The sequence below is a fragment of the Aeromonas sp. MTB genome (assembly GCF_056632455.1).
This window is the reverse complement of the sequence record NZ_CP147026.1, coordinates 2469318-2494669: the sequence shown is the minus strand read 5'-3', so window position 1 is coordinate 2494669 and position 25352 is coordinate 2469318. Positions and strand designations below refer to the sequence as shown.

Below are 25352 nucleotides of genomic sequence, written 5' to 3'. Positions count from 1 at the left end.
ACAGGGCAGGTCATCTGCCCGGCCGTTAAACGGCGACATAAAAATGCGTTGGTAGATACCAGAATCGCCCCTGCTGTTCAGGCTTCCTAGATTATCGCGATCCCTGCGCTGAAAATGAATTTTTTGTTGCACGTAGCCCCACCCCTTTGACCTTGGCGGGGCAGTTACCCACAATGCGCTTATTCTGGTATATACCAAAAGGAGCGAAGTCATGACCCATATTCCTGCGGCCCCCGCCGCCGTCGATTACCTGCTGCTGACCCCGGGCCCCCTCTCGACCACCGCGACGGTGCGCGCCGCCATGTTGCAAGACAGCTGCACCTGGGATGCGGACTACAACCAGGGTGTGGTGGAGCCCATTCGCCGCGAGCTGGTGCGGCTTGCAACTGGCCCTGAATATGAAAGTGACTACAGCGCCGTGCTGCTGCAAGGGAGTGGCAGCTATGTGGTGGAGAGCGTGCTGGGCTCGGCGATAGGCGTCGATGAGTGTCTGCTGATCATCAACAACGGCGCCTACGGTGCCCGCATGGGGGAGATGGCCCGCTGTCTTGGCTTGCGTCACCACGAGCTGGACTGCGGCGAGACAACCCGCCCCGAACCCGCCGCCATCGAGGCGATGTTGGCACGCCACCCCGAGATCACCCATCTGGCCATGGTGCACTGCGAGACCACTACCGGCATGCTCAACCCCTTGAGGAGGTGGCTGCGCTCTGCCAGCGCCGCGGCATTCGCCTGATCGTCGATGCCATGAGCAGCTTTGGCGGCATCCCCATCGACATGGGCCGCCTTGGCATCGAGTTTCTCATCAGCTCTGCCAACAAGTGTATTCAGGGGGTGCCGGGCTTTGGTTTCGTCATTGCCCGCCGCGTCGCGCTGGGCCTGCGCCGGTCGCGCCCGCTCGGTCTCCCTCGACCTGCATGCCCAGTGGCAGACCATGGAGCAGCAAGGGGGTAAGTGGCGTTTTACCTCGCCCACCCACACCGTGCTGGCCTTTGCTCAGGCACTGCGTGAGTTAGATGAAGAGGGGGGCATTGCCGCCCGCCATCAGCGCTACCGCGAGAACCAGCGCACGCTGGTGGCGGGGATGGCTGCCCTCGGCTTTGCGCCACTGCTGCCCGAGCAGTGGCAATCCCCCATCATCACCGCCTTCTACTCTCCGGCCCACCCTGACTACTGCTTCGCCGACTTCTATCAGCGGCTCAAGGCGCAGGGCTTTGTCATCTATCCAGGCAAGGTCTCCCAAGCTGACTGCTTCCGTATCGGCAATATCGGCGATGTGACCCCGGTACGGGTGCGCGCGCTGCTCGCCGCCATGGCCAGCGCCTGCTACTGGCAAGGGGACGCGCGATGACCAGCCTGCCGGTTCAGGGGCGAGATCTACTGCACGGCAGTGGCCGCGCCGACAGCGAAGGGGATATCAACCTCGGCGAGGGGCGGGCACGCTGGTGGGCGGGCCAGAGCGAGGCGGTGCAGACTGGATTGGCGGAAGATAGCCGCTACTTTCTCCATCAGGCCCTCTCTACCCCCTGTCTCGATCTGCTTGAGGGGGCGCAGGGGAGCTGGCTGACCAGCGCATCGGGTGCGCGTTACCTCGATTTTCACGGCAACAGCATTCATCAGTTGGGCCACGGCCACCCCAAGGTGGTGGCCGCGGTGCAGCAGCAACTTGCCGACTTGCCGTTTACACCCCGCCGCTACACCCATCAGGTCGCCATCGATTGCGCCCGCACCTTAGCCGAGCTGGCCCCCAGCGATCTCAACCGGGTGCTGTTCGCCCCCGGTGGCAGTGAGGTAGTGGGGATTGCCTTGAAGCTGGCCCGCTTTATTACTGGCAACAGCAAAGTGGTGTCCCTGTGGGATGCCTTTCACGGCGCCTCCCTCGATGCCATCTCGGTCGGCGGCGAGGCCTGTTTTCGCACCGGTATGGGCCCGCTGATGGCAGGGGTGGAGCGCATCCCGCCGCCCACCCGTTATCGCGGTGTCTGGTATCGAGGGGAGGGAGATGACCTGCACTACGCCGACTATCTGGAGTACGTCATCGAAAAGGAAGGGGGCATTGGCGCCTTTATCGCTGAGCCCATCCGCAACACCGACGTGCAAGTGCCCTCGAAGCCTACTGGCAGCGGGTGCGGGAGATCTGCGATCGCCACAAGGTGCTGCTGATCGCTGATGAAATTCCCAACGCGCTGGGCCGCACCGGCCACTGGTTCAGTTTCGAGGAATTCGGCATCGAGCCCGACATCATCTGCCTGGGCAAGGGGTTGGGGGTGGGGTGGTGCCATTTGCAGCGCTCATCACCCGCGATCGTTTCAATCAGGCGGCGGCCATCTCTTTGGGTCACTACACCCATGAGAAGAGCCCGATCGGCTGCGCGGCGGCGCTTGCCACGATCAGTACCATCCGTGAAGAGGGATTGCTGGCCAAGGTGCAGGAGGATGGCCGCTTTATGGCCGCCGAGTTAGGTAAGCTTGCCGAGCGCCACCCGCTGATCGGCCAGGTGCGCGGTATCGGTTTGCTCTGGGCGCTCGATCTGGTGGTCGATCACCAAAGTCGCACCCGCAATAGCCAGGCCGCCGAGCGGCTGCTCTACCGCTGTCTGGCACTGGGGCTCAGCTTCAAGGTCTCCCAGGGCAACGTCATCCAGCTCTCGCCGCCGCTCAACATCGCCCGCGCCGATCTGGTGCGCGCCATCACCATTCTTGATCGCGCCCTTGGCGAGATCGCATATTCACCGAAACAGGAACATCACCATGACTGATTTGCAGATCGCTGTAGACCCGACCACCGACATAGAGGCGCTGATCCTCGACTGGGCCGGTACCGTCGTCGATTTTGGCTCCTTCGCCCCCACCTCCATCTTCGTCGAGGCCTTCGCCCGCGCCTATGACTTTCCCGTGACCCTGGATGAGGCGCGCCAACCCATGGGCCTTGGCAAGTGGGATCATATCGCCGCGCTGGGGCGTCTCCCCTCGGTGGATGGGCGCTGGCAGGCTCGCTTTGGCCACCCCATGAGCCACGCTGAGGTAGATCACATTTATCACACCTTTATGCCGCTACAGATCGCCGCCGTGACCCGCTTTGCCGCCCCCATCCCCGGTGTGCTGGCGGTGCTGGACGCTCTGCGGGGGCAGGGGCTGCGCATCGGCTCCTGCTCCGGTTACCCCCGTCCGGTGATGGAGGCGCTGGTACCGGCCACGGCCGATCACGGCTATCGCCCGGATCACTGGGTCGCTACCGATGACCTCAAAGCCGGTGGTCGCCCCGGCCCCTGGATGGCGCTGGCCAACGTAATTGAGCTGGGAGTGAGCGCGGTGCATCGCTGCATCAAGGTGGATGACGCCGTGCCGGGTATCAGCGAAGGGTTGAACGCGGGCATGTGGACGGTGGGATTGTCGGTTTCCGGCAACGAGTTTGGCGCCACCTGGGAAGAGTTTGCCGCCATGAGCGAGGCGGAGATCGCCGCCCGGCGCGCACCGGCCGAGGCCAAACTGCGGGCGGCGGGGGCGCACTACGTGATTGATACCCTGGCCGACATCGCCCCGGTTATCGCCGATATCAACCGCCGTCTGGCTGCTGGCGAGCGGCCGTAGGCCATCTGTTTGGTCGAACAAAAGCGCTTGGCTGGCTTTAGATACAACACGCCCCCATCCGGGGGCGTGTTGCATTTACAGGGGGAAGCCGTGCGCAGTCAGCAGATATCGACCCGCATCAGGGGAGAGGGGGCGTTGTCGACAAAGTGGTGCCAGATATGGTCGTAGAGCGCCTTCTGGCCGGGGAAACTCACCAGCGCTTTTGCTTCGGCCAGGGAACACCAGCGATAGTCTGTGTGCTCGTCGTTGAGGATCACCGCCTGATTGGGCGGGCAATAGACTACAAAGACCGGCACCACCTCCACCGTATTCAAGGCGGCATCGTAAAACTGCTCCAGATACTGGCCGTTGTAGAGTTCGGTGACCCGGATCCCCGTCTCTTCGCCAAACTCCCGAATAATGGTCTGCCAGCCGGTTTCACCCGCCTCCACCGTGCCTGCCACATGACACCAGAAGCCCCCCTTGACCAGTTTCATCACCAGCAATCTGGTTTCGCCATCGACAGTGGTAAGGGCAACGCCAGAGACGGCCTTGCAGCGAATGGGGATCATGATCTTCTCTCCGGGTTTGGGCTCTGTGATAGCCATGAACAGTGTGAAGGCGTGTTAATTGAAATACGCCTCGGCGGGCAGGCCCATGACCTCTATTTCATTCAGGCCATTTTTGGCCAGATAGTTGGCCACCAGATTGAACCCCACCCAGTAACCGGCATATTTGGGAAATGGCCGGTTATCACGGCAGTAGAAAAAGTCTAAAAAGTTGAACTGCTTGCTGGATAGATGGGGCGTCATCTCTGCCAGGAGCGATTGCCAGTCATGATGATGAGACTCCTTGAACAGCGAGGGGAGTGTGCCACCATTGAACCTCTGCTCAAAGTAGCAGGCCAGCCCTTCAAAAATCAGGTTTTCGGCCAGTGTTTCTGCTTCCACCTTGTTCTTCTTTTGCACGATATGGTGGACTTCGTGGGCCAGCACGGCAGGCAATTCGGTGATGATCACCTCTTTTATGTCGGGCCGTTCCAGATCAAGCTGGAGTTCTATCCGATACATGTTGATGGCCCAGCCACCGATACCCGAGTCGGGAGCATCCCCCTCGGCAAAAGGGCTGAAGGTGACATCCAGTTGGGAGAGATCGAACAAGGCATTCAATTTGTGCGCCGTCTCGGCAAAAACGTGCCTAATGGTGTCATCGAGCCCATCGAATTTGCCCGAGTCGTTTAACAGGGTGAGTTGCATCCAGACATCCTTGTCTATTGAAAGTGAGTGCTGAGCCACTTGCGTGGTCGCGGCGCCATATCACCACGATTACCCTCCTTCAATCAAGGGGTTACCCGCCCATTATGCTTGCCGTCTGGATCGCCTCGATCAGCGCGGCCCGGTTGATGCGAGGGCGCTCGCCATCGAGCAGTTGCTGCCACAGCGCAATGGCCTGACTGTAGCGGCCATGCAGAAAGTGATCGGAGGCGAGCAGCATCAGGGCACTCACTTCCCCCGCGTCCTGCTTGAGGGCGCTCTCCAGCAGGCGGGTTGCCTCGGGAGTCAGCTGCTGGCCCGCCTGATAGTAGAGCACGGTGGCTTGGGCGGCCTGGGTCGCCGCGCTGGCGCCCCCCTCCAGCAGAGCGAGGCGCTGGTAGGCGAGCAGGGCGTTGTCATATTCGCCCCGATAGAGATAGAGCTGGCCGAGCGCCGCCCAAGCGTCGAGATCGGCAGGGCTGCGTTGAAGCTTCTGATGCAGACTCCCCAGCTCCTTGTCTTGCAGGTCCCGCGGGCTCAACCCCGCCAGCGGATCGGGACGGGATGCATAATCCTGCCATGCCTGATAACGGCCGGTGCTGAGATAGACAGCGGCCACGGCTACGAATGCCATGATGCCAAGCAGCAACAAGGCCCACCCGTGCCGGTTATTGCGGCCGCGATTGTCATGCTGGTTGGCCAGTCGCTCGCGCAGGGCCAGCTCAGCCGCCGGGATGGCGTTGGCCAGGGGGCGGCGCTCAGCTCCCTGTAGAGTGGCTGGTCGGGGGAGAGGCCTGCCTGCTCCCCGTGCATGATCAGCAAATTCAATTCGCTGCGCGGATCGGCGGCGGGTTGAGGGGGGCCTCAACGATGGCCTTAACGACAGGGATGGGTTGCGCCTTTGTGCGCGTCAGGCGGCGAAACAGGGTCAACAGCGCCAGCCCCAACAGCAGCAGGGGACCGCCCCACAGCAGCGCCGTGCTGGCCTTGAAGGGGGATCGTAGCGGACGAAATCGCCGAAGCGCTCCGTCATGCGGGCGATCACCTGCTCATCTGACTGCCCCTCGTCCACCCAGCGGTAGACCTCTAGCCGCAGATCCCGGGCGATGGGGGAGTTGGACTCCACCAGGTTTTGGTTCTGGCACTGGGGGCAGCGCAGGGCGCGGGCCAGCTCTTGCGCCCGATTTTGCAGCTCGGGATGGCGAAATTGATAGGTATCGACCCCGCTGGCAAGGGCCCCTAGGCTCAAGGCCAGCAAGAGCTGCGCGATCAGGGCGTGGCCGAGACGGCTCATGGCTTGCTCTCCTGCACTTCTCTCTCCACATCGGGCTGGCTAGCGGTGTTGCTGCGGGCCTTTGCAAGCAGGGGGGCAAACTGGCGTTGCCAGATCCCTTTGGTAAGCTCGCCGGTATGGCGGACGAGCAGGGCACCATCGGCATCAAACAGATAGGTCTCAGGCGTGCCGTAGACGCCGAGCTCAAGGGCCAGTTTGCCGTCGGGGTCGGCCAGTACGGCGCGATAGGGGTTGCCCGCCTGGATAAGCCAGGCGCGGGCGGCATCCCTCTTGTCCCGGTAGTTGAGACCGTAGAGGGGTACTGTACCCGCGAGTTCGCTGAGCAGCGGATGTTCGGCGCGGCAGTTGACGCACCAGCTGGCCCAGACGTTAAGCACAAAGGGCTCCCCCTTGAGGCTGGCGGTCTGGATCGGGCTCCCGTCCAGCAGATTGTCGCTCTGCCACGCAGGCAGGGTACGGCCGAGCGTCGCCTCATCCTGACTGTAGGGATTGTTGCCAAGGCCGAGCCAGAGCAGGACGCCAAGTCCCAGAGTGAGCACGAGCGGCACGAACAGGCGCAGACGGGCATTCATAAGGACTCCTGTTCAAGCCGAGGGTAAGGGGCGGTAGCTGGCGCAGAATGGCTAGCCAGCAGCGGCCGGCGGGCGAGCAGGCGCAGGGTGCCGCCTGTCATCATCAACAGGCCACCGAACCAGATCCAGCGCACCAGCGGCTTGTAGTGCAGCCGCATGGCATAGGCATCTGGTCCCATCTTCTCACCCAGCACCACGTAGAGATCGCCGGGCATTCCCCACGCGATGCCGGGTTCATTCATGTTCATGGTGCGCACGCTGTAGTGGCGCCGCTCCGGTGTCAGCCGCGCCACCTCTTTACCGTTCTTGTGCACGCTAAGTGTGATCCGCTCGGCGGTATAGTTGGGGCCGATCACCGGCTCGCGCCTCTCATAACGAAACTCGAACGCGCCGAGCTGGTAGGGCTGGTTGGCACTTAGCACTGTGCCTCCTTCCTGACTTTGGTGACTCACCTGCGCGATGCCAAGGGCGCACACCGCCACCCCGAGGTGGGCCAGCAAGCTGCCAAACCGATTGAGGGTGAACTCGCGCAGCAATGTCGGTTGCATGAGCGGGAGTAACAGACTGGCCATCAGCCAGAGGCTCACCATATTGGCGAGGATGCCAATCCAGCTACCGGAAAACGATCCCTGTTCCAGATAGGCAAGGCTAAGCAGCCCGCCGCCAAGCAGGCCAAACAGCGGCGGTAACAGAGCGTTTAGTCGGCAATGTGGCGCAAGCTGCTGCCAGCGCAGGCGCGGCAGCTGGGTCATCAGCGCCATCATGCAGAGGGCCAGCGGCACGAAGATGGAATTGAAATAGGGGGCGCCCACCGAGAGCGAGCCCAGATGAAGCGACTGGAACACCATGGGGTAGAAGGTGCCGAGCAGCACGCTGGCGCAGGCCACGCAGAGCAGCAGGATGGAGGCGCCGAGCAGCCCCTCCTTTGACAGCAAGCCAAAGCGGGCATAGGGGGCGCGAATGTCCGCCCGCAGGGCAAACAGGGTGAGGGCGCAGGTCAATAGCAAGCCGAGCAGTAACAAGAGGGTGAGGCCGCGGCTGGGGTCCACCGCAAAGGCGTGTACCGAGGTGAGCACCCCGGAGCGCACTACAAAGGTGCCGAGCAGGCTCAAGGCGAAGGTAAAGATGGAGAGCAACAGCACGGCGTGGCCGTAAGCGCCACGCTTCTCGCAGACAATCAGGGCGTGCAGCAGGGCAGTGCCGAGCAGCCAGGGCAAGAGGGAGGCGTTTTCTACCGGATCCCAGAACCACCAGCCGCCCCAGCCGAGCTCGTAGTAGGCCCACCAGGAACCTAGCACTATGCCGGCGGTGAGAAACACCCAGGAGCCGAGCGCCCAGGGGCGGCTCCAGTGGGCCACGGCGCCATCCAGTCTGCCCGAATGGAGCGCCGCCATGGCGAAGGCGAAGTTGACCGCAAAGCCGACGTAACCGAGATAGAGCAGGGGCGGGTGGATGATAAGGCCGATATCCTGCAGCATGGGGTTGAGATCGCGCCCCTCCAGCGGCCCCGGGAACTGGCGGTCAAACGGGCTGGAGAAGATCAGGGTATAGAGGGCGAACAGCCCGACGATCAGCCCCATGATGGCCAATACCCGAGTTGTAATCAGCGGATCGACCCGCCTGGAGCAAAGGGCCACCAGAGCGCCCCACAGCCCCAATGCAAAAACAAAAAAGAGCATGGAGCCTTCATGGCCGCCCCATACCGCCGCCAGCTTGAAGCCCAGCGGCAGGGCGCTGTTGGCGTGTTGAGCCACATAGCTGACGGTGAAATCATCCTGGCCAAAGCAGCTGGCGAGCAGCAGCAGGGAGGCCAATAGCAGGATGGCATTGATCAGCGCCAGCGGCGCTGCGCTGCGCAGCAGAGTCGGGGAGGCGAGCCGTAATCCCAGCCAAGGCAGTGTGCTCTGCAGCAAGGAGAGTGTCGCCGCCAGCAACAGTGAGAGATAGCCGAGCTCCGCCAGCACATAACCTCCGGTTCAATCTTTGATCTCATTCATGTCATGGCACACACGTCGTGTCGTCTCCCTTTAGCGGGGAATATTGCCAAGCAACGGGTGTGGCATCACCAGAAATTCATTGGGCCAGCAACAAGCTAGCGCCAGTCACCCGAGGGCGGCTGGCGCTGGTGATCATACCGTTATACGACCGTCATTTGACCGGCATAAAGCACGAAGTAGCGCAGCAGCAGGATCCCCACCAGGGTCAGGCTGCAGACCAGCACCAGATGGCCATTGCGCTCCCGAAGGGGGGCCGGGGTCAGCAGGGCCAGCAGCTGGGGCAGCAGCATGCCGAAGCCCACCACCCCTATCCAGAACACCTGAGCCCAGAAGCCGCTGCCGATGGCCGCCCACATCGCCACCTCTTTCTGGCCGCCACCGAAGTAGAGGCCGGTAAAGAAGCAGACCAGCAGCAGCACCTCCACCGCCAGCACCGGCCGCTCGAAGCGATGCACGAAGCTCACCCCCTGGCTGTGGTGGTTCTCCTTGAAGAGCGTCACCGCCAGCAAGATGGTGGAGGCGATGCCGGAGCTGATGCCCGAGACCAGAAACAGCACCGGCAACACCGGGTTGTTCAAGAGCGGATAGGTCTTGAGCGCCGAGAGCAGAAAGCCGGTGTAGGCCCCCAGCAGTACGGCGAGCAGCAGCAAGAGCGGCGCCAGCAGCCGTTCGATGCGGGCGAGCAAGCCAATCAGCCCATCCACAAATGCGAACTTCTCTTTCAGCAACCGGCTGCGCATTGTCTCGATCTCGGTGCGAAACACCACCGCCAGCCAGGCGAACAGCACCGCCATATAGAGCTGAAACAGCATGACCCCCATCGACATCACTGAGTCGAACTGGTAGTGGAACATCAGCTTCCAGAAGGTCCAGGGGCGGGCCAGATGGAAGATAAGGATCAGCAGCCCCAATATCACGCTCGCTGGCGCCAGAATGGCGGTCGCTTTGATGATGCCGCTCTCGCTGCCTGCCCCCTTGCGGCGCAACAGCACCGAGAGGGTGGTGGCCCCGGCGGAGATGCCGAGCAGAAAGAGATAGATAGCGATGGGCCAGTCCCAGACAAGGGAAGGGAAGTGAAATGCGTCATGCAACATGATCCATTCCTCCCTCTGTTACTGCGGTAGATGGCGATCGGACAAATCCCCAGACAAGGGAGGGAAAATAAAATGCCGCTTGCATGGTCATGACGTTATCTCCCCTTTGGGCACGCGGTACATCTTGGGCGAGGTGCCGAGCGCCTGCTTGTAGCGATAGGTGGTCTCCTTCACCAGCCGTTGGGCGATGGGGCTGTCCGGATCATCCAGATTACCGAACACCAGCGCCTTGGTGGGGCAGGATTCCACGCACGCCGGCTCCTTGCCCGCCGCCAGGTTGGTCTTGCGGCAAAAGTCGCACTTGTCTGCCACCCGGGTCACAGGGTTGATAAAGCGTACCTGATAGGGGCAGGCGGCGAGGCAATACATGCAGCCGACGCAGAGATCCGCGTTGACATCGACGATGCCATCCTCCTTGCGGATATGGGAGGCGCCGGTGGGGCAGACATGCACGCAGGGGGCGTTGTCGCAGTGCTGGCAGGACTTGCGAAAGAAGCGGTACTCGGCGTCTGGAAATTCACCGAGGGGGCCTGAGCGGATGATCTCGAGGCGCGAGACCCCTTCCGGCACTTTGTTTACCTCCCGGCAGGCGTCCATGCAGGCGGTGCAGCCGATGCAGGCCGTCTCATCGTGGATCATGCCATAGCGGATCCCGTCGATGGTCTGGCTGTGGGCGAGGGGGGTGGCAAGGGAGCGAGTCGACCCCGTCATCATGATAAGGGCCCCCGCGCCCATGCCCGCCATAAAATTACGGCGAGAGCAGCTCATGAGGCCTCCTTGCCGGTAGCCGGTTTGGACTGCTCCTGCCGGGCCTTGCTGGCCTCATGCTGCTTGCTGTGGCAGTCGACGCAGAGCTTGATGCGGGATTTTTCCGGGATCCCCACCATGGGCTCTTTGGCCGGATGCAACTGGTGGCAGCTGGTGCAGGTGAGCTTGGTGGCGTGCATGTCGTGGGCCCAGAGCGCCTCGCGCAGTGGTTTGGGCTCGTGGCAGCTCATGCAGACTCCATTCTGCTCGCTGATGGGATAAAGCTTGATGCTCTCTTTATCCTTCTGGCTGTGGCTAAAGCGCATCACATCCTTGACCCCTTCCCTGTGCTGGGGGGAGGGCTGGCCGTGGCAGTTGGTGCAGGTGACAGGTGCCAGGTTGTTGGGATTGGTCGCCTGACCATGCTTGCCGTGCATCCCCTCGCTCTGCTCTTTGTGACAGTCGGTACAGGCCTTGTCGGGATTGCGTAAAAATTCCACCTCATGTGTAGCTGGAACAGGGGCTGCTGCCGACTCGGCCGCCTGACCCTGCAGGCTGGTGAGCAGCATGGCTGCCATCAGCATCAGTCGTAAAAAATCCATCGTTAAATCACCCATAGGAAGCCTCCATCCATTGCGGGCCTGGTCTGGCCGGGCCCGCAGGCGCCGTTACTGTGCCAGCCGTCCGGCCGCTTTGGCCTCGGCATCCCAGGCGGGGACCGTGGTCTTGAGGAACTTGGCCTTGTCGCTGTTGAACTGCTTCATATCCATGCCAAGGGCGGCTTGCGCTTTCTCCTTGGTGGAGATGTCGGGGATGGCGATCTCGTGGCTGATCCCCTTGCTGGCCAACAGGCGCGCCAGCTTGGTGCGGGCGTCAGCGGCTTTATCCAGCGCGCTGCCAAGTACCTTGAGGGCCACTTCGGGGGCGTGCATCTGCACCCCGTGGGAGGCGATGGCGTAGTCCCAGCGCCACTGGGCGTGACGGATGTCCTGCAGAATATCCTTCATCTCTGCCTCGGTGGCGCCGGCATCCCAGGCCGCCTTGGCTTCAAAGTGGGCGTGTACCAGCTGCTTCTCGACCTTCAGCTTGGTCTCGATCACCGCCTCTTTGCGCTGTTTGACAATCCCTTGCAGCATCTCCTTGCTCTGGGTGTGGCAGTTGCGGCAGGTCTGCTCGAAGCGATCGAAGGGGTTACCCACCTTGTGATCGGTGTAGACCTTGCCCTGCTCGCTCTGCACCTTGGGCATGTGGCAGTCGACACAAGCGACGTTGTTCTGGCCGTGAATGCCGGCGCGCCAGGTCTCGTACTCGGGGTGCTGGGCTTTCAGCATAGGGGTTTTGGAGAGGGCATGGGTCCAGTCGGCAAAGCCGATTTCATCGTAATAGGCCTCCATCAGCTCAACCGTGGTGCCCTTGTCCCAAGGGAATTTGACCGCCTTGGTGGGGCCGCTGAAGTAATACTCCACGTGGCACTGGCCGCACACCTGGGACTGCTGATCAAAGCGCCCCTGATCCTTGAACGGCTTGCCGATGGCGGTCATGGCCCGATCGGCATAGGGACGGGAGAGGTGCAGGGCAGGTTTGCCCTCCTTGAACTCCTTCGAGGCGGTGTCGTGGCAGTCGGCGCAGCCGATGGTGTTGACTACTTCCGGCCCACCCTTGGCCCACATCCCTTTGAAGTAGCCATCTTCACCCTTCTCGTCGATGACGCGGGCCACATCCGGGCCTTTGCAGCTCCAGCAGGCCATGGGCAGCGGACCATCTTCGGCTGTTTTCGGGGCTCCGGTACGCAGGGTTTCGCGCACATCGGTCAGCGCATAGAAGTGACCGCGCGGCTTGTTGTAATCCTTGGCGAAGGGGTAACCGTCCCACAGCACCACCATGTTGGGATCTTCCGCCAGCGCATCGGTGCGCTCCTTGCTTTCGCTGGTGGCTTGCCAGCTGGTGAACTGATCGGCGTGATCCTTGGCGAACAGCTCGCTGCGCGCCTCTATCTTGCCATTGGTGGTTGCGTCATCAGCCAGTGCCCAGCCGCTGGTACCAAGGCTGGTAGTCAGCAGCAGGGTGGCGAGGCCCAGTTTGATATGCCTGTGTTGTGAACCCACGTTTATCACTCCCAGATAAATGTTTTGGTCTCGTCTGACCCGTTCCATCTTGGTGTGGATCCTCCCCCCGTCGGGCGGGGTGGGCAGACATTCGCTTGCGGGTGAATAAAACCGCGCAATATATGATTGCTCGAGGGTTACCCTAACAAATAGGTAAATTTAATGATGATTTATCGGAGGGAGAGTTGTGCCAGATCAATTGGTGCACAGGATTGATCGCTGAAATGAGATCTGGATTAAATTTTATGGAAACTCAACTTCTTGTTAACTGCCGAGCATTCGATGGCAGGAGTTTGAACGGTACAGCTACGTACTGGCACTTTTTGCTGCTGATCCTGATTGCTGCCGTATTGTTCACACATTCTGGCAATGACTTATGCTAATAATTGACTAAATATGCAAATTATCGGTGTTGTGGTGTGAGCTTTTGACCTTCGGATTATGATCCATTTATTGAGGCTGCAGTGGATTTATCGCCAAGCGATAGAAATGCTCACATGAAGTCTGATAGACCTATTAATAAAGGTGATGGAATTGGGTCCATCCAAATCTCATTTTATTTAAAAAGGCCTATTCGATGCACAATCTTGTAAGTTATGGCCATTTTATGGCAATCATTGTCGAAAATAGCGAAAAGACCCACTTAGTCTGGTGCGGTATGATTATTGAACAGACAAGTACCCTGTAGGTACTGATGTTGGTGGTTAAGGTTTTGCTGGAGGTTGTATGGCAGAGTTGCAAATTGAAAAGTCCACGGTGATCTCCCAACTCGAGGGCTCCGTGTTTGTCATCAGTGCAGATGGATCTGTCATACGAGCAAAGGTGGGGATGGCATTGCAGCTGGGGGACCGCCTGCAAACTGCCCAAGGGGGCCACTTTCAACTAGCCGAGCCGGGCAGTGAGCCTGCTGGTGAGCAAGATATGGCCGCCAAACCTGAGCCCGCCACACCTGCTGCTGATGGGCAACCGGCCGATCCGGAACTGGCCTCGTTGCAAGAGGCGATCCGTCAGGGTATTGACCCGACCGAATTGTTCCAGGAGACCGCCGCCGGCAATGCAGCCGCTGCCGGTAATATCGGTGGTGTAGCCGGTTCCAGCTCGGGTGGATTCGTTGTGGTCGATCGTACCAACGATGCCACCCTGGCCGAGGCCGGTTTTGATACCGACCATGCGGTGCAACCTGTTGGCGATGAGCTGCTGTTTTCCGAAGAGCGCGATTTCTTTGCCGCCATCACCATCACCGAACCCCAAACCAGCGACAACATTATCAACGCCGATGAAGCGGCTGGCGTCATCATTCGTGGTGTGGTGGATGATGTGGAGGTAGGCCAGCCAGTCACCGTCACCCTTATCGATCAGGCGGGAAATTCACTGACGGTGACGACAGTGGTGCTGCCCGGCCTGGTGTGGGAAGCCAATTTTGGCGATGTGACCGGCAAGCTGGTGGATGGCCCGTTGCAGATTGTGGCTAATACCCAGGATCAGGCGGGCAACAATGCCAGCGACACCGGACAGACCCTGCTCGATACCATCACCACCATTACCCTCGATCTCGCCGATGAGAGCGACACTGGCGCCAGCCAGACCGATGATCTGACCCGCGACAATACCCCGCTGCTGCAAGGGAAGGGGGAGCCCGGTGCCACCGTAACCCTGAGCCTTGGCGGCAGCGTGCTCACCGTCCTGACGGTGGATGCCGCCGGTAACTGGCAATATCAGCTGCCGCAGACCCTGGCCGATGGCCAGTACCAGTTTCAGGTCAATTCCGTGGATATTGCCGGCAACCGTGCCAGCGATACCCTCGTTATCAATGTCGATACTCAGGCATCTATCGACATCGGTGATCTCGATACCACTGCCCTGTTTGGCAACAGCAGCGCTACCCTGAGCGGTTCCACCAGCAATGTGGAGGCGGGTCAGAGTGTCATCATCACTCTGGTCGACAGCAATGGCCAGCCGCTGTTGACCACCTCGGCACAGGTGGGGGCCGATGGCCGCTGGCAGGTATCAGGTCTTGATCTCTCCGGTATCAATCAATCCTTTGAAGTGCGTGCCAGTGTCACCGATCTGGCGGGCAACAGCGCCAGCGATGGTGCACCGCTGATCGGTCAGAGCGAAACCCTGACGCTCTCCGAAGCCGGATTGGCCGGTGGCCCGATCTCCGCGACCGGTAGCCTCAATACCGGTGCCGGTCAGGATGGCAATCTGCAAGTCCAGTTCGCCGCTGATCAGAGTGCCTTGGAAGGGCTGGGGCTCGTCAGCCATGGCGCGCCCCTTGGCTATACCATCAACGGTCAGACCCTGACCGCCAGTGCTGGTGGGGCGACTGTCTTCACCCTGACCCTCAACAATGACGGAAGTTACCGCATCGTCTGGAGTCAAAGCCTGGATCACGGTCAGGACGTGTTGCGCCTGCCGTTCAACCTCGAATATCGCGACAGCGACGGCGATCTGGTGAAGGCGCCGCTGGTGATCAATCTGGTGGACAGCAATCCGCCCAACTTTGACGTTGATCTCCCGCCCATTACCCTGACCGAAGATGCCTTTATCAACGGTGCTGCCGTAGTGGGTGAGAGCCGTTTTGTAGTCAAACACGGTGTCGATCCTTTGTTGGTGGATTCGCTGGTGTTCAGTAATCAGAACAGTACCCTGACTACCCTCAACGGCTCGGGTCTTGCCAGCGATGGTCATCCGCTGACCTTTGAATTTGCCGATGATCGCACCTTGGTGGGTTACTACCTGGATGGCAGTGGCCAACGGGTGGAGGTGCTGCGCGCCGAATTGAATGCGCAGCAGCAGGGCAGCGATCTGGCTGGGCGGGTGGTGGTCACCCTCACCGGCCCGCTCGATCATCAGGGGAGCGACATGCTTTCCCTCGATTTGCAGGTGAGCGCCAACGAGATAGATGGGGACAGCACCAGCGCCAACCTGACCCTGACCGTCAATGATGGCAGTGATCCCGCATTGGGCATCGACAAGGGGGTCGCCCTGCAAGAAGGGGGCAACCAGAGCATCGATGGTCAACTGCCGGTGACGGTGGGGAGTGATCGTCTGGTCTCCCTCAACTTTGAGGCTAACCAACCGGCGCTGGCGGGGCTCACCAGCCAGGGCAAGGCGACGAGTTACGAGGTTCAAGACAACCAGCTGATCGTCAAGGATTGGCTGGGCAAGACGCTCCTCACTGTTACCATCGGGCTGGATGGCAAATACAACGTCTCGCTGAACGGTGTGTTTGACGAACCGGAAGCGACCAACAGCCTCAATCTAGGCCTGAAAGTACAGGGCACCGATTTTGACGACGACAAGAGCAACCTCGGCACCCTCAATATCACCATTACCGATGGTGCCTTGCCGCAGGTCGATCCTGTCTCCCTCACTCTCACCGAAGATAGCAACTGGCAGCAGGGCCAGACTCTTGACGGTGATCTGACCATCACCGCAGGCAGCGATCCGCTGGCCAGCATCACTTTCGACGCCAATCAGCCTGGGCTGCAAGGGTTCACCTCGGGCAAGCAGGCCGTGACCATCACGGTGGCCGATCATCGTATCGAGGGGCGTACCCCAGATGGCAAGCTGGTGTTTGAGCTGACCCTCGGCAACGATGGCAAATACATCTTTACTCTCCATCAACCGCTGGATCAGGGCAGTGCCGACAGCCTGCTCAAGGCGGGCTTTACCCTGCTCGACAGCGATGGTGACAGGGTCTCCTCCACTATTACCGTGGCGGTGGGTGATGGTGCCAATCCGACCATCTCCGCCGTGACTGGCACCACCATCACCGAGATGGCGCAAGGGGAGACGGCTGCGGTCAGCACCATGAGTTTCTCGGTCGCGCACGGCAGTGATGCCCTTGACCCAGCATCCCTCGGTTTTGACATCGCCGCTATCCAGAGCACCCTGACCGGACTCACCAGCCACGGCAACCCGGTCACTTTCACCGTCGATCCCGCAACCGGCCAGCTGGTCGGAACTGCCGGTGGCCAGGTGGTGCTGCGCGCCGAGCTGAGCCTGGTCGATAACAACGGCAACTGGAGCGTTACCGCCAAGGTCACCCTGAGCGGCGAGCTGGATCATAAGGGGAGTGAATCCCTCAACCTGCCGCTGGCCGTCACCCTGGCTGACAAGGATGGCGATCGCATCGGTACCACGCTGCCGCTCACCATTGCGGACGGCAAGGCGCCGAGCTTTATCCCGGGCACCGGTGTGACCCTGGATGAGGGGAACCTCACCGGCAGCAACAGCCTGAGCCAAACCGGTCACTTCGATGTACAAGCCGGGTCGGATCGGGTGGTCGAGGTGGCCTTTGCCGATGGCAGCCAGCAACCGGCGCTCACTGCACTTGGCCAGCCCGTCAAATACGAGCTGGTTGATGGGGACCCCGCCATCCCCGGTAGCCAGCTGATCAAGGGCTATGTGATGGTGGATGGCCAGCGGGTCGAGGTGTTCGAGGTCAAGCTGATTGGCAGCCTCGATCAGGCGGGCAAGAACGGGTTTGACTATCAGGTCACCCTCTATCAGGGGCTTCATCAGGGCGGCAACGCCGTGACCGAGCTCCCCATCAAGGTGATCATCAACGACTACGACAAGGCGGGCGGCAACAACGACAGCACCAGCGGCACCCTCAATATCCAGATTGGGGAAGGGGAGAAACCAACCCTCACCCTGACTGGCGTCACCTTAAGCGAAGGGCGCTTCGATGGCGCCAACTCGGCCGTGGATGACCAGCAGGCGAGCGGCAAGATCACCATCAAGGCTGACTCGGATCCGGTGACCGATGTACGACTGACCCTCTCCGGTCAGGTTATGGATGCCAGCGGCAAGCCCATCACCCATAACGGCGAAACCCTGACCTGGAAAGTGGTTGGCACCGATGGTCACACCTTCCAGGCGGTGACCAGCGGTGGTCTGGTAGTGATGACGGTCTCCATCCCCACTGTGCCCGCCACCATCGCCGCTCACACCAGCGCAGAGATCGGTTATCAGGTGACGGTGCATACCAACCTGGATCATGGTGCAGACAATAAGCTGGAGCTGAATCTGCCGGTCGAAGTCACCGACAGCGATGGCAGCAACAATCAGGGAACCGCCACTGTCACGGTGACTGATGGCGTCAACCCGATCATATCCGCCATTGAACCGGTTCGGGTCGAGGAGTCGGATCTCGATGCAGTGAACGGTCAGCATCCGGGGACCACACCAACAGAGAGTGGAGAAACCGATAGTGGCAAGGTGACCATCACTGCCGGTTCGGATCGGGTTGCCTCCCTTGAGCTGGATGTGGCTGCATTCAATCAGGCCAATCACCTCACGTCGGGTGGCAAAGCGGTTACGCTGGCTGCACACAGCACCGGCTGGTATCTGGCTACGGCCGAGGGGGGCAAACCCGTTTTCTGGGTTCACCTCGATGTTAACGGCAGTTACAGCATCCATCTGGTAGGCCAGCTTGATCACGGTGCACAGGGCAAGGATGAGTTGACCATCGAAGTGCCGCTGTTTGTCACCGATCACGAGGGCGATCGTAGTCCCAATGTCAGCGTGACCGTGACGGTACAGGATGACATGCCTATCGGCACTGTGCTGGCACATACCCTGAGCGAGGGGAGCAGTACCGTGACCGGCGATCTGCTGCCTACTGCCAATGAAGGTGCGGATGGTGCCCGTGTCGAGTCGATTACCATCAATGGCCAGACGTACGCCATCAATGGCTCATTGATACAAGATGTGATGAGCCCCGATGGCAAGCAGGTGATGGGAACCCTGACCATCTCTGCCGATGGCTCCTACTCCTTCAATCCTGCGGCCGGTTTCAATCACGATGCAAGTCAGCTCAGTCAGGTGGTGACAGCCCATCTGGTCGATGGCGATGGCGATCGTGCAAACAGCACACTGACCCTCAATCTGCAGGATGAAGCGGTGCGCTTTACCGTTAGCGCAGCCATTGGTAACGAAGATCAGGGGGCGCAAGACCCGAGGCTGGGTATCCCTATCAACATGCAGCTCGATATTGGCGATTTCGATCGCGGTGAGCATGTGGATCAGTTGCTTATCCAGGCGCCTGCCAATGCCCATGGCACCTTCTATTACAACGGCGTTGCCCTTACCACCACGGCTGATGGCAAGTGGTTGATCGTGCCGCCAGCGGCCATGGTGACCAGTGATAATGTTCACTACACCACTCAGGGGGTGACCTTTGTGCCTTCAAGCAACTGGTCGAGCTGGAGCAATGGCGGTCAACCACTGCACTTCCAGGTGCAACTGCAGGTCGGTGTCACCGAAGGGGCAGCACCTGCGGCTGTAACGGGGGATCTGGCTGTGACAGTACGCGGTGTGGCCGACAAGCCGATGTGGGACACAGCCAACACCACTCGCCACTATGACACCAATGAAGACAGCACGGGTATCAAGCTGGACGTCAAGGCGAGCCTGATGGATACCGACAGATCCGAGACGTTGACCTATCAGATCAAGCTGGAAGCGGGCAAGGGAACCCTGATGCTCAACGGAGTCGAGCTCAAGCCAAATAGCAGTGGCATCTACACCGTTTCGGCAGGCAACATCAACAAGGTAACTGTGGTTCCGGGCAAGGATTTCAGTGGTGACATCAAGCTGTCGGTGACGCCGATCAGCACCGAGAAGAACCCGATCGCTCAGGGTCAGGGTACGGCTCAGGGAGACAAAATTGATCTGGTGATCAACGTCAATCCGGTGGCAGATGACGCCAAGCTCACCGTGCGTGACATTCAGGGCAAGGAAGACACCCTGCTCGATCTGGGCAGCAAGTTCGCCCTTGCTCATCTGGGTGACAAACTCGATGGCTCCGAGCAGATGTTTGTCCGCATCAGTGGCCTGCCTGACGGTGCAACCTTATTGCTGGGTGGTTCCGCTGTTGCACAGAACATAGCCGGTTACTATGAGGTTCCTTTTGATCGGATTGGCGAACTCAAGCTGCAACCGCCGAAAAACAGCAACGTCGATTTCGACCTGACCATCAAGGGGGTGGTGAAAGACACGGCGACCTTGACCGATGCCAACGGCCAGACCCATACCGTGGTGAACGAGAAGGAGACCGGCTCCCAGACCCTTCATGTGGATCTGGTGGGGGTGGTGGATCAGCCTCACTTCGAGCTTGGCAATACCGGCTGGGAGGCCGAAGGGACAGGCTATGCCATTACAGTGGGCGAGGATGGACGGGCACCGCTCAACTTTACCCTCACCTCGGGCGAGTGGGTCGATACCCCGTACGACACTTCCGAGAGCCTCAACGTTGTGCTGCAAGGGCTGCCGGAAGGTGCCCAGGTCTTTGATGCCAGCGGCAAGGAGCTGACCCTTACCTTTGCCGGGCTCGATGCTCATGGCAAGCCGACCTATCAGGTCGATGTCTCCAATTTTGGCAACCTGCTTATTCAGCCGCCCCATAACAGCACGGCGGATTTGAACCTAATCGCCAAGGTGGTGGTGACTGAGAACGATGGCGATCACAAGAGCTTCGATGTGCCGCTGCATATCAAGGTGGAACCGGAGATTGACGCCACCGACTACAGCAAAACCAGCCATGGCCTGGAAGATCAGTTCACCGTGCTGGACTGGCATCCGACCTTCACTGACGGCGCCGAGAAGGTCACGGCGCTGAGCCTCTCCGGGGTGGAGGATGGCTACCAGATCTGGCTGCGAGTCGGCGGTATCGAGAGCCAGTTGACCGTGGTCAGTGGCAAGGTCACCCTGACTGCCGCCCAGCTCGACAGCCTGCTCAACGGGGGGCGCCTGCTGGTGAAGGCACCGGAGGATAGCGATCGGGATACCACTATCCAGAGCCATGTCACAGTGACCCAGCACGATGTGGATTCGGGAGCCGTGGCCGAGAAGGTGATCGATGGCAATCTGCATGTCGATATCCAGGCCGTGGTGGAGCCCGATGGCGTGCTGACCCAGAACGGTGGAGCTCTCGTGGGGCAGAGCGGTGCTGATATAGACCTGACTGGACGCTTCGTCTTTACCGACCTCGATCCCTCGAGCGTGGAGGAGATCGACTATCTGGTGATCAACCTGCCGGTGTTGAATGGTGGTGCAGGCGATCAGTTCGTGGTGGTTGGCGGTATCAACAACGGTAACGGCAGCTGGATCGTGCCGGCGGGCAATCTCGGTAGCTTCAAGCTGCATGCGCCGGACGGGTTTGTCGGCAAGGTCGAACCGATCCGCATCGATGCCATGGTGATCGACCGGGGCGATGATGGCGATGCCAGCGCCCATGTCAAAGTGAGCCTGGAAACCAGTGCCGAATTTGAAAACAAGCCAGTGACGCCCAAGACGCCGGCGGCGACTGTCGATATCGACGACAACGCCGTGCTGGTGGGCAAGGAGGATATCCGGGTTGATTTTGGTCAGCAGCTCAAAGGCGTGATCCATATCGGCGCCGCCGACCAGGCGAGCGACGAGGTGACCATTGTCCTCAAGGGGCTGCCAGCGGGCGTCACTATCAGCGGGGCCGAGTACAACATCTCGACCGGTGAGTACGTCATCAAGGTGCCGCCGTCACTGGCGGGCCTGGAAGGGTTGACCCTCGGCTTGCCGCAAGACTTTGCCGGTTCGCTGAATATCGAGGTGAAGGTGGTCAACACGGATACCGCCAGTGGCGACATCAAGGTCGACAGCAGCACGGTACGGGTCGATGTGGCCCCCGTGGTCGATGTGAATGGTGGTCGTGGCGAGCATCCGGAACTGACTCTGACCGTGCAGGACACCAACCATGACGGACAGCCGGACAATCTGGAAGATAGCGAGATCCACCTCGATCTCTCGGTGAAACTGGCCGATATCAGCCCCTCCATCGCGGGTGGCGGCCTCGAAACCGTGGAGCGGGTCACCATCACTGTGGATGCCAAATATGGTTACTTCCTCGATGGCAGCGGCCAGCCGGTTAACACTCTGGTTGTGAGTGATATGGCGGCACTTAAGGATTTGGTGTTTGTGCCCAAAGAGCACTTCAGCGGTCAGGTACCGCTCGACATCAAGGTCGATATCGTCGATACCGCGCTGGTCGGCGGCCAACAGGTGACTGACAGCGGCAGCTGGAGCGGCCAGGTCGGCTTTGAGGTGAGACCGGTCAACGATCCGGCCCAGCTTTCGGTGCACAGCGTCACGGGGAGCGAGGATGGCACGGTCAACCTTGCCGGATTTGGCGCAACCCTAATCGATAACGATGGCTCGGAGCAGATCGTCGCGCTTCAGATCAAGGGGGTACCGGATGGCTTCACCCTGTCGGCTCCGGCGGTCAACAATGGTGGCGGCGTCTGGCAGATCCCGGTGGGGACCTATTTCTCCAAGCTGATCCTGATCCCGCCAGCTGATTTCAGCGGCACCGTGGAGCTGTCGCTGAGCGCCTTTACCTTGGACAAGGGGCTCACCATCCCGCTCGAAACCAGTGGCAGCTTTACCGTCACCGTCAATCCGGTGGGGGATGCCCTTATCGCCGACATTCAGGGTCAGGCGAGCGGTACCGAAGGGGATGTGATTACTCTGGATCTGGGGCTGGAGACCCGGGATTCCCAGCCAACCGGCGGCAGTGCGGGTAATGTGCATGAGAACAAGCCCGAGCAGGTGCGGGTCACCATCGAAGGGGTGCCTGATGGTGCCGAGATCCGATTGCCACATGGCGTGGCGGGGACGGTTGTTGATCTGGGTGGCGGTCGCTGGCAGGTCACCACCGAGGGCGGCAAGCTGGGTGCAGTCGAGCTGGTGACCAATGATGCCAACGGTGCACTGGATCTCAAGATCACCGCCCAGAGCCTCGACAACGGCGCCCTTGGCCCCGAGGTCAATGGCACCATCCATGTGGATGTAAGCCCGGTCAACGATGCGCCAATCAACGTATTGCCAACGACCCCTCAGGTCGCGCAGGAAGATCAGCCCTTCGTCATCCACGGTTTGCAGGTGAAAGATGTGGATGCGGGCAACAGCCCCATCAAGATCACCCTGTCGGTGGAGCATGGCACCCTGACGCTGCCTGCTGGCAGCGGCGTGACGGTGGTCGGCAACGGCACCGGTTCGCTGGTGCTGACCGGCACGCTGGCCGATCTCAATGCCTTGCTCTCTGGCGGGGTCACCTATCAGGGCAACAGTGATTTCTACGGCAATGACGCCCTGACCATGGTCACCAACGATCAGGGGAACACGGGTAGTGGCGGGGCACTCAGCGATACCGATGTGCTGCCCATCGAGGTGCAGCCGGTCAACGATGCCCCGGTCAATCAGCTGCCTGGCAGCATGACGGTGAAGGAAGATGGCTCCCTGTCGCTCTCCGGCGTCAGCGTGAAGGATGTGGATGCAGGCAGTGCGCCTGTCTCCATGGTGCTGCGGGTCGAGCATGGTGTACTGACCTTGATGGGTGCAACCGGTGCCGTGATGGTGCAGGGGGCGGGTACCAGCGAGATCACCCTGGTGGGGTCGTTGGCTGATCTCAACCAGTTGCTGGCAAGCAACCTGCACTATGAACCGGTCAAAGATTTCTGGGGAGAGGATACCCTTACCGTCACTACCTCCGATCAGGGCAACACTGGTGCGGGTGGCCCGCTGAGCGACACCGATCAGGTGACCATCACGGTCACTCCCGAGCCGGATATGCCGGGTCTGACGGTGGATCAGCATGCGTTCCATGCCTTGCAGGGGGCCGTTATCCCCCTTGGCATCAATGCCAGCGTGGTCAATCCGGCCACCGGTGAGCTCTCCATCCGCATCAGCGGCCTGAATGGGGCGCAGGTGCAGGACGAGCATGGTCAGATCGTTGGTCATGCCGATGGCAATGGCGACTGGCTGATCCCGGCCGATCACTCGGTTCCGCTCTACTTCAGCGGTTTTGGCAACGGTGACCATGTGCTGGGGATCAGTGCCGAGTCGAGTGTCGGCGGCTCAACCGTCAGCACGCCCCTTGAGACCATCACGGTGCACGGCCAGAGTGGTCATGAGCTGGTCGGTTCCGATCAGGGGGATTGGCTGTTTGGCTCCTCTGGCGATGACCGTCTATTTGGGGGGCATGGCAACGACATTCTCACCGGCGGGGCTGGCAGCGATCTCTTCGTCTGGCAACACGGGGATGAGGGGAGTCTGGGGCTGCCCGCCATCGATACCATAACCGACTTCCATCCGGAACAGGGGGACAAGATCGATCTGGCTGACATGCTGCAAGGGGTCACTGGCAATGGTGTCGATGATCTGCTCAAGCATCTCTCAGCCTCGGTGACCACGGGGAGCAATGGCCTGAGTGATGTGAATCTCTCGGTTTCGCCCGCGGGTGATGGCCAGATAACTCAGCAGATCACCCTGAAGGATGTGGACCTGACCAGCTGGAATCTCACCAGCACCTCGTCCCACGATATCCTGCAGAGCATGCTGGAAGATCAACATAGCCTGATCATCCAGCACCCCTGATAGCGTGCGTGAAGCGTAAAAAAGAAGAGCCGGCAATTGCCGGCTCTTTGTTTATCTCTGCGTGGATTGTTTTTATGCGGCCGTAAGGGCCGGGGATTCAGGCGAGCGCTTGGGCCAGCAGGTGGATCGGATGTTCACAGCGGAAGCTGGTGCTCATCTCGATCTGCCATTTGCAGGTCTCGCAGTCAGTGATCACCAGGTCGGGGGAGAGGCGGTTGATTTGATCAAACAGCCCCTCGCCGATGGTCTGGCTGGTCTGGTAATTCTCCGACTTGAAGCCGTAGGTGCCGGCGATACCACAGCACTGGGACTCCAGTACCGTCACCTTGACCCCGGGAATGGCGCGCAGCAATTCGAGGGTGTAGATGACGCCCCCCATTTTTTCCATGTGGCAGGGGGTGTGGTAGGCGATGTGCAGATTGAGCGGCTTCATCGCCGGTTTGTTGCCCTTGTAGAACTCGTTCCACAGGAAGCGGGTCACCAGCGAGATGCGATCCCGTACCTTGTGGTTGTCCTGCTCCAGCAGGTGGGGATATTCATCGCGCAGGGTAAAGCCGCAGGTGGAGGAGGTGGCCAGCAGCGGCATCTCGTTGCCCAGCAGGGAGTTCTCCATCTGCTTGATGTTGAAGGCCGCCTGCTGCTTGGCCTTGTCCATGAAGCCGTTGGCAATCAGCGGCACGCCACAGCACTTCTCCCGCTCCAGCAACTGCACGCCTATGTTCATGGCGTTGAGCACCTGCACCAGCTCCTTGCCAAGCTGTGGGTGGTTGTAGTTGACATAGCAGCCGTGGAAGTAGGCGATCTGCCGCGCAAAGCGGGCCTGAGATTCTTTTTGCTTCTTGTACCAGCCGCGGAAGGTGCCCTGGGAGTATTTGGGCAGATCGCGGTGAGATGAGACCCCCAGCGCCTTGTCCAGCACCAGCTTCATCGGCTTGAGACCGGTGGTGAAGTTGACCACCGGGGCCATCAGGGTAGACATGCTGCCCATCAGATCGGTGTGAGAGAGCACGAACTCGCGGATCCCCGGTTTGAAACCGCTGTACTGATGCTTGGCCTTGGCGATGATGTCGCCGATGCGCACTCCGCTCGGGCAGGCTACTTCGCAGCGTTTGCAGTTGGTGCAGTGCTTGAGGGCGCTATCGAACAGCTCGGGGCTCTTGATGCGAAGCCGCTCGCCATCCGGGCCCGCCTGTTTCGGGCCGGGGTAGGCAGGGTTGGCCTTGGCCACCGGACAGTAGGCGGTACAGACGGTGCATTTGATGCACTGATCGAAAGTTTGGTTGGCGTGATCCAGTAGCAT

12 protein-coding genes and 3 pseudogenes are annotated in these 25352 nt (G+C 60.4%); 5 read left to right on the top strand and 10 right to left on the bottom strand.

The window, feature by feature from the left end:
* Positions 1–211: 211 nt before the first annotated feature.
* From phnW to phnX, 4 genes and pseudogenes are all read left to right on the top strand, one after another.
* Positions 212–1351: pseudogene (gene phnW / locus WBR25_RS11450) on the top strand (2-aminoethylphosphonate--pyruvate transaminase).
* Positions 1348–2163, top strand: coding sequence for an aminotransferase class III-fold pyridoxal phosphate-dependent enzyme (locus WBR25_RS11445; protein ID WP_479747955.1), 816 nt, complete (start codon positions 1348–1350; stop codon positions 2161–2163). Before phnW ends, WBR25_RS11445 begins: the two are co-directional and overlap by 4 nt.
* Positions 2127–2758, top strand: a pseudogene (locus WBR25_RS11440) (aminotransferase class III-fold pyridoxal phosphate-dependent enzyme). Before WBR25_RS11445 ends, WBR25_RS11440 begins: the two are co-directional and overlap by 37 nt.
* Positions 2751–3590, top strand: coding sequence for a phosphonoacetaldehyde hydrolase (phnX, locus tag WBR25_RS11435; protein ID WP_447836436.1), 840 nt, complete (start codon positions 2751–2753; stop codon positions 3588–3590). The pseudogene WBR25_RS11440 and the gene phnX overlap by 8 nt, the downstream one beginning before the upstream one ends.
* 98 nt (positions 3591–3688) lie before the next feature.
* Here the strand turns inward: phnX and WBR25_RS11430 are convergent, their stop codons facing one another.
* The 9 genes and pseudogenes from WBR25_RS11430 to nrfA all read right to left on the bottom strand — a co-directional run bounded on the left by WBR25_RS11430 (position 3689) and on the right by nrfA (position 12631).
* Positions 3689–4141, bottom strand: a complete 453-nt coding sequence (locus tag WBR25_RS11430; protein ID WP_479747953.1) for an NUDIX hydrolase — start codon at positions 4139–4141, stop codon at positions 3689–3691.
* 54 nt (positions 4142–4195) lie between these two features.
* Entirely contained in the window at positions 4196–4825 is a 630-nt protein-coding gene (locus tag WBR25_RS11425; protein ID WP_043824168.1) for a DUF2268 domain-containing putative Zn-dependent protease, read from the bottom strand.
* 91 nt (positions 4826–4916) lie between these two features.
* Positions 4917–6116, bottom strand: a pseudogene (gene nrfF / locus WBR25_RS11420) (heme lyase NrfEFG subunit NrfF).
* A complete protein-coding gene (locus WBR25_RS11415; RefSeq protein ID WP_479747951.1) occupies positions 6113–6688 on the bottom strand; it encodes a DsbE family thiol:disulfide interchange protein in 576 nt (191 codons plus the stop codon). The pseudogene nrfF and the gene WBR25_RS11415 overlap by 4 nt, the downstream one beginning before the upstream one ends.
* On the bottom strand, positions 6685–8652 hold the full coding sequence (nrfE, locus tag WBR25_RS11410) for a heme lyase NrfEFG subunit NrfE (protein ID WP_479747949.1): 1968 nt from the start codon (positions 8650–8652) through the stop codon (positions 6685–6687). The genes WBR25_RS11415 and nrfE overlap by 4 nt, the downstream gene beginning before the upstream one ends.
* 173 nt (positions 8653–8825) lie before the next feature.
* On the bottom strand, positions 8826–9779 hold the full coding sequence (gene nrfD / locus WBR25_RS11405; RefSeq protein ID WP_236272385.1) for a cytochrome c nitrite reductase subunit NrfD: 954 nt from the start codon (positions 9777–9779) through the stop codon (positions 8826–8828).
* Positions 9780–9866: 87 nt separating this feature from the next.
* On the bottom strand, positions 9867–10547 hold the full coding sequence (gene nrfC / locus WBR25_RS11400; RefSeq protein ID WP_479747946.1) for a cytochrome c nitrite reductase Fe-S protein: 681 nt from the start codon (positions 10545–10547) through the stop codon (positions 9867–9869).
* Positions 10544–11143, bottom strand: coding sequence for a cytochrome c nitrite reductase pentaheme subunit (gene nrfB, locus WBR25_RS11395; RefSeq protein ID WP_479747945.1), 600 nt, complete (start codon positions 11141–11143; stop codon positions 10544–10546). The genes nrfC and nrfB overlap by 4 nt, the downstream gene beginning before the upstream one ends.
* A gap of 51 nt (positions 11144–11194) precedes the next feature.
* Positions 11195–12631 carry an ammonia-forming nitrite reductase cytochrome c552 subunit gene (gene nrfA, locus WBR25_RS11390; RefSeq protein ID WP_479747943.1) on the bottom strand — a complete coding sequence of 479 codons (1437 nt, stop codon included), beginning with the start codon at positions 12629–12631 and terminating at the stop codon, positions 11195–11197.
* A gap of 726 nt (positions 12632–13357) precedes the next feature.
* Here nrfA and WBR25_RS11385 point away from each other — a divergent pair.
* Positions 13358–24052: a retention module-containing protein gene (locus WBR25_RS11385; protein WP_479747941.1), complete on the top strand. Its 10695-nt coding sequence runs from the start codon at positions 13358–13360 to the stop codon at positions 24050–24052.
* Between the two features lie 97 nt (positions 24053–24149).
* Here the strand turns inward: WBR25_RS11385 and glpC are convergent, their stop codons facing one another.
* Positions 24150–25352, bottom strand: coding sequence for an anaerobic glycerol-3-phosphate dehydrogenase subunit GlpC (gene glpC, locus WBR25_RS11380; protein ID WP_075115084.1), 1203 nt, complete (start codon positions 25350–25352; stop codon positions 24150–24152).

Bases quoted from the DNA above. Each gene is read 5' to 3' on its own strand.
- WBR25_RS11445 (WP_479747955.1), top strand. From the start codon at position 1,348: ATGACCAGCCTGCCGGTTCAGGGGCGAGATCTACTGCACGGCAGTGGC.
- phnX (WP_447836436.1), top strand. From the start codon at position 2,751: ATGACTGATTTGCAGATCGCTGTAGACCCGACCACCGACATAGAGGCG.
- WBR25_RS11430 (WP_479747953.1), bottom strand. From the start codon at position 4,141: ATGATCCCCATTCGCTGCAAGGCCGTCTCTGGCGTTGCCCTTACCACT.
- WBR25_RS11425 (WP_043824168.1), bottom strand. From the start codon at position 4,825: ATGCAACTCACCCTGTTAAACGACTCGGGCAAATTCGATGGGCTCGAT.
- WBR25_RS11415 (WP_479747951.1), bottom strand. From the start codon at position 6,688: ATGAATGCCCGTCTGCGCCTGTTCGTGCCGCTCGTGCTCACTCTGGGA.
- nrfD (WP_236272385.1), bottom strand. From the start codon at position 9,779: ATGTTGCATGACGCATTTCACTTCCCTTCCCTTGTCTGGGACTGGCCC.
- nrfC (WP_479747946.1), bottom strand. From the start codon at position 10,547: ATGAGCTGCTCTCGCCGTAATTTTATGGCGGGCATGGGCGCGGGGGCC.
- nrfB (WP_479747945.1), bottom strand. From the start codon at position 11,143: ATGGGTGATTTAACGATGGATTTTTTACGACTGATGCTGATGGCAGCC.
- WBR25_RS11385 (WP_479747941.1), top strand. From the start codon at position 13,358: ATGGCAGAGTTGCAAATTGAAAAGTCCACGGTGATCTCCCAACTCGAG.
- glpC (WP_075115084.1), bottom strand. From the start codon at position 25,352: ATGCTACTGGATCACGCCAACCAAACTTTCGATCAGTGCATCAAATGC.